This window comes from Streptomyces sp. NPDC057136 (genome assembly GCF_042670885.1).
Lineage (GTDB): Bacteria > Actinomycetota > Actinomycetes > Streptomycetales > Streptomycetaceae > Streptomyces.
Window position 1 is genome coordinate 93996 of the sequence record NZ_JBHUUV010000028.1, and the last position, 9831, is coordinate 103826.

Annotated in this window: 9 protein-coding genes; 7 read left to right on the forward strand and 2 right to left on the reverse strand. The window is 68.4% G+C overall.

Features of this window, described 5'->3' with window-relative positions; all coding sequences use genetic code 11:
* Positions 1–15: 15 nt before the first annotated feature.
* Positions 16–633: a TOPRIM nucleotidyl transferase/hydrolase domain-containing protein gene (locus ACFT7S_RS28050; RefSeq protein WP_382736539.1), complete on the forward strand. Its 618-nt coding sequence runs from the start codon at positions 16–18 to the stop codon at positions 631–633.
* A gap of 164 nt (positions 634–797) precedes the next feature.
* Here ACFT7S_RS28050 and ACFT7S_RS28055 read toward each other — a convergent pair whose 3' ends face one another.
* On the reverse strand, positions 798–1745 hold the full coding sequence (locus tag ACFT7S_RS28055; RefSeq protein WP_382736541.1) for a GNAT family N-acetyltransferase: 948 nt from the start codon (positions 1743–1745) through the stop codon (positions 798–800).
* A gap of 53 nt (positions 1746–1798) precedes the next feature.
* Here ACFT7S_RS28055 and ACFT7S_RS28060 point away from each other — a divergent pair, with 53 nt between their 5' ends.
* Entirely contained in the window at positions 1799–2431 is a 633-nt protein-coding gene (locus tag ACFT7S_RS28060) for a TetR/AcrR family transcriptional regulator (RefSeq protein ID WP_382736542.1), read from the forward strand.
* 388 nt (positions 2432–2819) lie between these two features.
* Here ACFT7S_RS28060 and ACFT7S_RS28065 read toward each other — a convergent pair whose 3' ends face one another.
* Positions 2820–3797, reverse strand: a complete 978-nt coding sequence (locus ACFT7S_RS28065) for an NAD(P)-dependent oxidoreductase (protein WP_382736544.1) — start codon at positions 3795–3797, stop codon at positions 2820–2822.
* A gap of 26 nt (positions 3798–3823) precedes the next feature.
* Here ACFT7S_RS28065 and ACFT7S_RS28070 point away from each other — a divergent pair, with 26 nt between their 5' ends.
* From ACFT7S_RS28070 to yjfF, 5 genes are all read left to right on the forward strand, one after another.
* Positions 3824–4861, forward strand: coding sequence for a LacI family DNA-binding transcriptional regulator (locus ACFT7S_RS28070; protein WP_382736546.1), 1038 nt, complete (start codon positions 3824–3826; stop codon positions 4859–4861).
* Positions 4862–4979: 118 nt separating this feature from the next.
* Positions 4980–5996 (forward strand): ABC transporter substrate-binding protein, encoded by a 1017-nt coding sequence (locus ACFT7S_RS28075; RefSeq protein WP_382736548.1) that lies wholly within the window; start codon positions 4980–4982, stop codon positions 5994–5996.
* 106 nt (positions 5997–6102) lie between these two features.
* The gene (locus tag ACFT7S_RS28080; RefSeq protein ID WP_382736550.1) at positions 6103–7641 is read left to right on the forward strand and encodes a sugar ABC transporter ATP-binding protein; all 1539 of its coding nucleotides are present in this window, start codon (positions 6103–6105) and stop codon (positions 7639–7641) included.
* Positions 7638–8723 carry an ABC transporter permease gene (locus ACFT7S_RS28085; protein ID WP_382736552.1) on the forward strand — a complete coding sequence of 362 codons (1086 nt, stop codon included), beginning with the start codon at positions 7638–7640 and terminating at the stop codon, positions 8721–8723. Before ACFT7S_RS28080 ends, ACFT7S_RS28085 begins: the two co-directional genes overlap by 4 nt.
* The gene (yjfF, locus tag ACFT7S_RS28090; protein ID WP_382736554.1) at positions 8720–9742 is read left to right on the forward strand and encodes a galactofuranose ABC transporter, permease protein YjfF; all 1023 of its coding nucleotides are present in this window, start codon (positions 8720–8722) and stop codon (positions 9740–9742) included. Before ACFT7S_RS28085 ends, yjfF begins: the two co-directional genes overlap by 4 nt.
* The last annotated feature ends 89 nt before the right edge of the window (positions 9743–9831 follow it).

The window sequence follows — 9831 nt, forward strand, 5'->3', positions numbered from 1 at the left end:
GCGGAGACTCGTCTCATGACTGACATGGAGTCGTTCCGGGAAGCGGTCACCGCGTGGGCGGCCGGCGGCCCCGGTGAGCCCGCGCGCGAGCTGGCCGCGCGGCTGCCCGTCCGGGCAGCCGTCCTGCTCGAAGGGCCGAGCGACGTCGCAGCGGTCAGCGCGCTGGCCGCGAGCCGCGGCCGGAACCTGGCGGCCGAAGGAGTCTGCGTCCTGCCGATGGGCGGTGCGATGAGCGTCGGGCGTTTCGCCCGCCTCCTCGGGCCACCCGGCCTGGGCCTCCGCCTCACGGGACTGTGCGACGAGGCGGAGCGTCGCTTCTACGCCCGTGGCCTGGAGCGGGCCAGTGCAGCAGAACAAGCGTTCTTCGTCTGCGCGTCGGATCTGGAGGACGAGCTCATCCGCGCACTGGGCGTGACACGGGTGGAGGAGTTGGTCCGGGCAGAGGGCGACCTGCGCGCCCTGCAGACCTTCCTGCGTCAGCCCGCACAGCGGGGCCGCACATCACAGCAGCAGTTGCGGCGCTTCCTCGGCACGAAGAAAGGGCGCAAGATCCGCTACGGCCGCGTCCTCGTCGAGGCCCTCGACCCCATCCGCGTACCAGCCCCACTCGACGGCCTGCTCACCAGCCTCTGACAGCTGGGGGGCGATGCCCACGTCGGTCGGTGAGAGCGTTGTGGGTGCGTAGCTCCGGCTGTGACACGCGACATGGTCGGCATGACGGCGGTCCTGATCCGCGCGGCCGACCGGGCAATGGCGGGCAACGCGGGCCCGGTCGTCGGGGCGGGTTCGGGAGCCTCTTACACGTCATTCCAGGCCATCGAGCTCATCTTCCAGCCGGCAGGCGTCCGGACGAACTGGGTGGTCTTGCGGCCGGAGCTCTCGAACCACTCGCCGTCGAGGAAACCGGACTTGCGGTATTCGCTGAACCGTTGCGCGATCGACCCGGCAATTTCGGTCCGCTCGGCGACCTCCCATTCGGAGAACTCCGTCAGCGTCCCGGCGGTGAGGATTTTCTCCCGGGGCTCGACGAACGCGTCGAGGTCGTAGATCACGGGCTCGTCCCCGACGTTCGCGATGATCATTCCGTGAGGAATGAATACGTCACGGACAACACCGACGTTCGGCCTGCTGCCGCCGGTGTTGGTGAACGCACCGAGGAAGGTGTGCATCAGCTGGTCGAGTTCGGCCTTGACGTCGGATACGGGTACTCCCCACTCCTCGGAGAGGATCGACCAGATCTCGCTGTCGTGCCGCTTGCCCCGGTACACAGAGCTCTGCCGCAGCACACCATCGCGGGTCATCCCGAGTCGGCGCGCGACGTGGATGCTGCGGGTGTTGCCCGCCGCGACCACCCATTCGACCCGACTCATCCCGCGTTCCTTGAAGGCCCAGTCGATCAGCGCCCGGCATGCCCGGGTCACCAGCCCGCGTCCTTCCCCGTCCGCCTCCAGCCAGCAGCCGATCTCGCACACCCCGGAAGTGGCGTCGAACTTCGTGAACATGACGCCGCCGACCAGCGCGCCCTCCAGCCAGATCCCATAGATCCGAGCGGCGTCCTTGGCCTGCTTGTCGGCATACCGCTGAAGGACAGCCGTTGCGGAGATGAGGTCGGTGCTGAACGTCGCCCAGGGTATCCAAGGGTCCACGTAGGGCCGTGCGCGGTCGATATGAGCAAGGAACTCCTGCGCGCGCCAGGGCTCCAGGGGGCGGAGCTGAGCATGGTCGCCGAGCGGCAGTGTGAACACGGATACCTCAAATCCCCAGTACGTAACGAGCGTTCGGTATGTAAGGTAACAGCATGCCCCCAGCACGTGGAGACCGTGAAGCCCGCCGCGAGGACGTGTCCCAGGCGGTGTGGCACGTACTCGCCGACAAGGGGTTCGGCGGGCTGACTCTGCGTGCCGTCGCCGCCGCGATGGGCGTCTCGACCGGGATGGTCATGCACTACTTCCCGACCAAGCGGGCCTTGGTCACGCATGCCCTGGACCTGCTGGAGAAGCACACCGCGGAACGTCCCCGCCGTGAACGCCCCACCGAGGGCCTTGCCACCGTACGGGTCATGCTGCTGGACATCCTGCCGCTGACCGCGGACGACACCGCCCGCAACCGCATCTGGGTCAGTTCCTGGGACCTGGCCCTCGCCGACGACGGGCTGGGCGCGGAACAAGCCGACCGCTACACCCGATTGCGTTCCGCGATCCGCCCGCACCTCGAAAGCGCCCGCAGGCTTGGCGAGTTGCCCGCAACCGCCGACCCGGAACAACTCGCCGCCACCGCAGTCGCGTTCACCCACGGACTCGTCGTCCAGGCCCTCTTCGACCCCGGCCGGTTCCCGGAGGACGTACAGACCGCCATGCTCGACGGCTTCCTCTCCTCGATCGCCTTGACCGTGCCTGACGCCGGTGTCGCCAAGCCGGTCCCTGGCAAGTAGGCCCGGCGTGGGGCTTGCCTGGTGGATCGGTGCGCGGCAGCGCCCGAGGGCGGCCGCAGGGCTTGTTCGCACCGACCAGGTCGCGCTGGTGGCACGGGCGGCGCCGGTGTGGTAAGTCCAGGCGACCGCGCCGGAGCGCGAGCGGCCCGGGTGAACCTGGCGATGCGTTACAGCGTGGGCAGGGGTGGCGCTCGACGTCGTCCGCTTCGGACGCGAGTGCGGTTTGAGGGACCGTCACGACCCCGGACTGTCACAACCATTTCCCAGAACGCGCCCGGTTCCACTTTTGAGTGAGAACAAGTTGTGACAGTGAATCCGCGATCCGGACCGCTCCCGCCGACCGTTCTTGATCGCGCTCCGGGAAAGGGTCGTTTCTGAGAACCCAGCTTCAGTTGCTGATGGCGGGCATGGCCCGGCTGTAGCGGGTGTCGATGAGCTGGGAGACGAGGAAGGCGGCGATGTCGGCGCGGGTCATCGCCGAGCCGACCTTGTCGTGGCCCAGGAAGCCGCACTTGATGCGGCCGGTGGCGGGCTTGTCGAGCGGGTTGGTGATCCGGGCGATGGTGTAGTCGAGCGGGGAGGAGGTGACCGCCTCGGTCATGCCCTTCAGCTCGGCCAGCGCGTTGGGGAAGGCGAGCTTGGCCATGACGGGCAGGACCTTGGGCTTCCAGTGCGGCCTGTCGTGCGGGTCGGCCAGGGAAGGAGTGGCCAGGCCGATGAACCTCGTGACGCCCTCGGCCTGCATCGCCTCGACGATGGTGCGGGTGCCGTCCGTGATGGCGGTGCCTTTCACGGACCGCTTCAACGACGGTCCGAGCGCGCTGATCACCGCGTCCGCGCCTGCCACGGCCTTGCGGATCGCCTTGTTGTCGTAGAGCCGGCCGGTGGCCACGGTCAGGTTCTCGTCGGCGAGGGCGAGTTTGGCGGGGGTCCGGACGTAAGCGGTGGTGTGGTGTCCGGAGTCCAGCTCCACCGGCCCGAGGTTTCGCCCCTCAACACCCTTTATCCGGCGACGCGTCGGGGAGCGCCGGCCAACCTCGCGCTCGCCGTGCTGCGCCACGGGCTGATCGAAGCGGCGGGCGACACAGGCGGTCTCTGACACCGGTGGGCCGGACGCGGGGCGAGCCCGGGCGGGGATTGGGGTCGGTCGTCTCCTACGTCCGGTATTTCGTACGCAGTTCGAAGTGTCGGTGCTGAAATTAGGGCCGCGCCCCGGGCGCGTCAATACCTTCGCCCGGATCCGTGTCGAGGAGGACGGAAGATGCCGCCACGCTTCCGTCACGTTACCCAAACGTGACGCCCTCACTTCGGTAGGACCCCTTGACCGCCATGAATTGTTAGCGCTCACAATGACCTCCGCGTTCACATATCGATGTCCAAGGAGGTGCGGCCATGGTGCAGATGCAGGTGCAGTCCCCGGTTCGGCCGCCCACCATGGCCGATGTCGCCCGACGGGCGGGCGTGTCGCACCAGACCGTTTCGCGGGTGCTGGGGGGCCACCCCAACGTGCGGGACGAGACGCGGGCGAAGGTGCTGCGGGCGATCGAGGAGATGGGCTACCGCCGCAACTCCTCCGCACGGGCGCTGGCCACCCGGCGCACCCGCACGCTGGGTGTGATCGCCTCCAACACGACGCTCTACGGCCCGGCGAGCACGTTGTTCGCGCTGGAGGAGGCGGCGCGGGCAGAGGGGTACCTCGTCTCGACCGTGAGTCTGCGCGAGATGACCGTCGGTACGTTCTCCGAGGCCCTCGACCACCTCAGGGACGGCGGGGTCGAGGGGGTGGTCGCCATCGCCCCGGGGCAGCCGGCGGTCGCCGCCCTCGCCGAACTCCGCCACCCCTTCCCGGTGGTGACCGTCGGGAGCGAACACGGTCTGGGGATTCCCGGCGTCAACGTGGACCAGCGTCTGGGCGCACGGCTGGTCACCGGGCATCTGCTGGCCGCCGGCCACCGCAATGTCTGGCACCTGGCCGGGCCGGGGGACTGGCAGGAGGCGGTCGACCGGGTCGCCGGGTGGCGGGCGACCCTGGAAGCGGCGGGCGTCGAGGCGCCGCCCCCGCTGAGCGGGGACTGGAGCCCGCTGTCGGGCTACCGGGCCGGCCAGGAGCTGGCCGGCCTGGTGGGCAGGGGGCTGACCGCGGTCTTCGTGGCCAACGACCAGATGGCGCTGGGGGTGTTGCGGGCGCTGCGCGAAGCCGGGATACGAACTCCTCAGGACGTGGCGGTCGTCGGCTTCGACGACATCCCGGAGTCGGAGTTCTTCGCCCCACCGCTCACCACCGTCCGCCAGGACTTCTCGGCGGTGGGCACCCGCAGCATCACCCTGCTGCTGGACCTGATCGAGGGTCGGGCTCCCTCCGGGGCGACCCGGATCGTCATCGAGCCCCAACTCGTCGTCCGCGCCAGCAGTTCCCCGTACCCACCCTGACGAGGGCGGCGCCCTCACCGTACTTGCCCATCCCGTACCCCCGTATGTCCGAGATTTCGAACAATGATCGGCAGGCTGGACGTTCATCGCCTGTCCGCTTGAGTACAAGGAGAAGAACATGCTCAACAGACGTAACTTCCTCACCGCCGCAGTCGGCGTGGCGGCCGCGGGCGCCCTGACAGCCTGCGCCAAGAACGACGCGGGGTCGTCCGCCTCCTCCGGCGGCAGCGGAGACAGCGGCGGCAAGGCGATCAGCCTCGGCTTCTCCCAGGTCGGTTCGGAGAGCGGCTGGCGCACCGCCAACAGCGACTCGGTCAAGGAGGCGGGCAAGGAGGCGGGTTACACCCTCAAGTTCTCCGACGCGCAGCAGAAGCAGGAGAACCAGATCTCCGCGATCCGCAGCTACATCGCCCAGAAGGTCGACGTCATCGCCTTCTCGCCGGTCGTCGTCACCGGATGGGACGCGGTGCTGAAGGAGGCCAAGGCCGCGAAGATCCCGGTCGTCCTCACCGACCGCTCGGTGGAGACCTCCGACGAGTCCCTGTACGTCACACTGGTCGGCTCCGACTTCACCGCCGAGGGGGAGCGCGCGGCCGTGATCCTGGAGAAGGTGCTCGCCAAGGCCGGTCACAAGGGCGAGGTGAAGATCGCCCAGCTGGAGGGAACCACCGGCGCCGCCCCGGCCATCGAGCGCGCCAAGGGCTTCAAGACCGTCATGGACCGGCAGCACAAGGACGACTGGAAGATCGTCGTCAGCCAGACCGGTGACTTCACCCGGGCCGGCGGCAAGCAGGTCATGGCCGCCTTCCTCCAGTCCGACCCCGACATCAACGTGCTCTTCGCGCACAACGACGACATGGCCATCGGTGCCATCCAGGCGATCGAGGCGGCCGGCAAGAAGCCCGGCAAGGACATCCTCATCGTCTCGATCGACGGCGTGAAGGACGGCTTCGTCGCGATGTCCGAGGGCAAGATCAACGCCATCGTCGAGTGCAACCCGCTCCTCGGCCCCCAGCTGATGGACGTCGTGAAGAAGGTCCACGCCGGCGAGAAGGTCGACCGCTGGATCAAGACCGAGGAGAGCGACTACACGCAGGACCAGGCCAAGGACGCGCTCCCGAACCGCAAGTACTGACCGACCGCCCCCACCGGCAGGGAGCCCCCCCGACCGACCGAACTTCTCGGTCCGGGGTCCAGGGGGCTCCCCGCGGGACTGAACGAGATCCATGAGGAGCGCTGCCATGGCAGAGCCGCTGCCCGTCCTGGAGATGACGGGCATAGTCAAAGAGTTTCCGGGGGTACGGGCTCTGTCGGGTGTCGACTTCCGGCTCTTCCCCGGCGAGATCCACGCCCTGCTCGGCGAGAACGGTGCCGGGAAGTCCACGCTCATCAAGGTGCTGACCGGGGTCCACTCCCTCGACGGCGGCACGATCACCCTCGATGGCACGTCGGTACAGTTCGCCAGCCCGCTGCAGGCGCAGCAGGCCGGCATCAGCACGGTCTACCAGGAGGTCAACCTCTGCCCCAACCTCTCGGTGGCGGAGAACATCTTCATCGGACGCGAACCCACCCGCGGCGGCCGCATCCAGTGGAAGCGGCTGCGCCGGGAGGCTGCGGAGCTCGTCGACCGGCTCGGCCTCGACATCGACGTGACCGCGCCCCTGTCCTCGTACCCGCTCGCCGTGCAGCAACTGGTCGCGATCGTACGGTCGGTGGGAACCGGCGACAGTGACGGCGAGGGATCCGGCGCCAAGGTGCTGATCCTGGACGAGCCGACCTCCAGCCTCGACCGCGACGAGGTCCTCGAACTCTTCGGCCTGATGCGGCGGTTGAAGGACCACGGCGTCGCGATTCTCTTCGTCTCGCACTTCCTCGACCAGATCTACGAGGTCTGCGACAGGATGACCGTGCTGCGCAACGGCACCCTGGTCGGCGAGCACCTGGTCCGGGACCTCGACCAGGTCGGGCTCGTCCAGCTGATGATCGGCAAGGACGTGGAACAGCTGGAGCAGCTCCACGACCACCAACTCCACGCGGAGGTGGGCGAGCCGCTGCTCCGGGCCGACGGCCTCGGCAGGACCGGCGCCATCGCCCCCTTCGACCTGGAGATCAAGAAGGGCGAGGTCGTCGGTCTCGCCGGACTGCTCGGCTCGGGCCGTACGGAACTCGCCCGGCTGCTCTTCGGCGCCGACCGGCCCGACAGCGGCAAGGTCACCATCGGCGGGAAGCCGGTCCCGATGAGCGCGCCGAACGACGCGATCGGCGCCGGCGTCGCGTTCTGCTCGGAGAACCGCAAGGCCGAGGGACTCGTACCGGATCTGACGGTGCGGGAGAACATCATCCTCGCCCTGCAGGCTTCGCGCGGCTGGGCCCGGCCCGTCCCGGCCGCCCAGCGCGACGAACTCGTCGCCAAATACATCAAGGCGCTGGACATCCGCCCCGCCGATCCGGAGGCACGCGTCGGCCGGCTCAGCGGCGGAAACCAGCAGAAGGTGCTGCTCGCGCGCTGGCTCATCACCCAGCCGAAACTGCTGATCCTCGACGAACCGACCCGCGGCATCGACATCGGCGCGAAAGCGGAGATCCAGAAACTCGTGGTCTCGCTCTCCGAGGAAGGCATGTCCGTGCTGTACATCGCGGCCGAACTGGAGGAGGTGCTCCGGATCAGTCACACCATCGGAGTGCTGCGCGACCGCAAGCTCGTGGCGCGGTTCGCCAACGGGCCCGAGATCACCCCCAGTCGCATCCTGGAGACCATCGCGAGCGGAGAACACCAGTGACCACCCCTGCCCGACGGCGGGCGCTGACGCACCATCACCTCTTCTGGCCGGTCACGGCCCTGGTCGTCCTGCTGCTCGTCAACGTCCCCTTCACCCCGGACTTCTTCTCGATCAGGATGACGGACGGCCATCTCTACGGCAGCCTCGTCTCGATCGTGCTCTTCGGCTCGCCCCTCATCCTGGTCGCGGTCGGTATGACCCTGGTCATCGCCACCGGCGGCATCGACCTCTCCGTGGGGGCCGTCGTCGCGATCAGCGGCGCGCTGGCCTGTTCGTACATAAGCGGCCAGGCCGACCAGAGCGCACTCTCCGGCGTCCTGCTCGCCCTGGCCCTGGGCCTGGTGGCCGCGGTCGTCTGCGGGCTCTGGAACGGCTTCCTGGTCGCCCGGATGGGCATCCAGCCGATCATCGCCACGCTGATCATCATGGTCGCCGGGCGCGGTGTCGCCCAGCTGATCGCCGACGGCCAGATCATCACCGTCAACAGCGAGCCGTACAAACTGATCGGCGGCGGCTACTGGCTGACGCTCCCCTTCTCCATCTTCGTGGTGGCCGCCGTCGTGGCCGTCACTGTCGCGCTGACCCGCTGCACGGCCCTCGGGCTGCTCGTCGAGTCGGTCGGCGGCAACGCGGAGGCAAGCCGTCTCGTGGGCATCAGGTCCCGGCGTATCAAGATCATGGTCTATGTGTTCTGCGCGGTCTGCGCGGGCATCGCGGGGCTGATGATCAGCTCCAACACCTCGGCCGCCGACGGCAACAACGCCGGTCTGTGGATCGAGCTGGACGCGATCCTCGCCGTGGTGATCGGCGGCACCTCGCTCCTCGGCGGCCGGTTCTCCATCGGCGGCACGGTGGTCGGCGCGCTCGTCATCCAGACCCTGACCACCACGATCTACACCATCGGCGTACCTACCCAGACCAACCTGGTCTTCAAGGCCGCCGTCGTCATCGTCGTCTGCCTGCTGCAGTCCCCGAAGTTCCGCGCCAAGGTGTTCGGCACGAAGGGCCGCGCGCGGGCGGCGAGCCCGGCGGAGACCGCCACGGTGACCGAGGCCGCTCCCAAGATGGAGGTGTCGCGATGAGCGCGACCACCCAAGCCCGTACGGCCCCGGACAGTCGTACCGTGTCCAAGACCGCGCGTCTGCTCGGCGACCGGCGGCTGCCCGTCCTGGTCACGGCCGTGCTCTTCCTCGCGATGTACGTCACCGGTCTGAGCCGGTACCAGAACTACGGCTTCGCCGAAACGCAGGTCTTCCTCAACCTGTTCATCGACAACGGCTACCTGCTGGTCGCCGCCGCCGGAGCCACCTTCGTCATCCTCTCCGGTGGCATCGACCTCTCCGTCGGCTCCGTGATCGGCTTCACGACGATGTTCACGGCATGGATGGTGGAGCGGCAGGGGCTGCCGATCCTGGTCGTGATCCCCCTGGCCCTGGCCGTGGGCGCCTTCGGCGGCTTCCTGATGGGCTATGTGATCCACAACTTCGAGATCCAGCCCTTCATCGTGACCCTCGCAGGGCTCTTCCTCTTCCGGGGCCTCTGCCTGGTCATCAGCAAGGAGTCGATCTCCATCAGCGACGCCTCGGTCAGCAGCATGGCGCAGACCCATGTGTCACTGGGCGGCGCCTTCCTGTCGGTCGGAGCGGTCGTCGCGCTGGTCGTCCTGGCCGTGGCCTTCTACGTCCTGCACTACACCCGCTTCGGACGCCGGGTGTACGCCATCGGCGGCAACGAGCAGTCGGCCATGCTGATGGGCCTTCCCCAGGGCGGCACGAAGATCGCCGTCTACACGGTGAGCGGCTTCTGCTCGGCGCTGGCCGGCCTCCTCTTCACCCTGTACATCCAGTCCGGCGACCCCCTGCACGCCACCGGCATGGAGCTCGACGCGATCGCCGCGGTCGTCATCGGCGGCACGCTGCTCACGGGCGGCTCCGGCTATGTGGTGGGCACCCTGTTCGGCGTGCTCGTCCTCGGCCTGATCAAGAGCATCATCCAGTTCGAGGGCACGCTCAGCTCCTGGTGGACGAAGATCGCCACGGGCGTGCTGCTCTGCGCCTTCATCCTGATCCAACGCGCGATGACGGCGCGCGGGAAGACCTGACGGTCCGGGAGGGAGCGACTGTGGCCTGCTCGACGCGCATGTCGAGCAGGCCCCCCGCTGGGGGTTATACACAAAAACCAGCCCCCGAG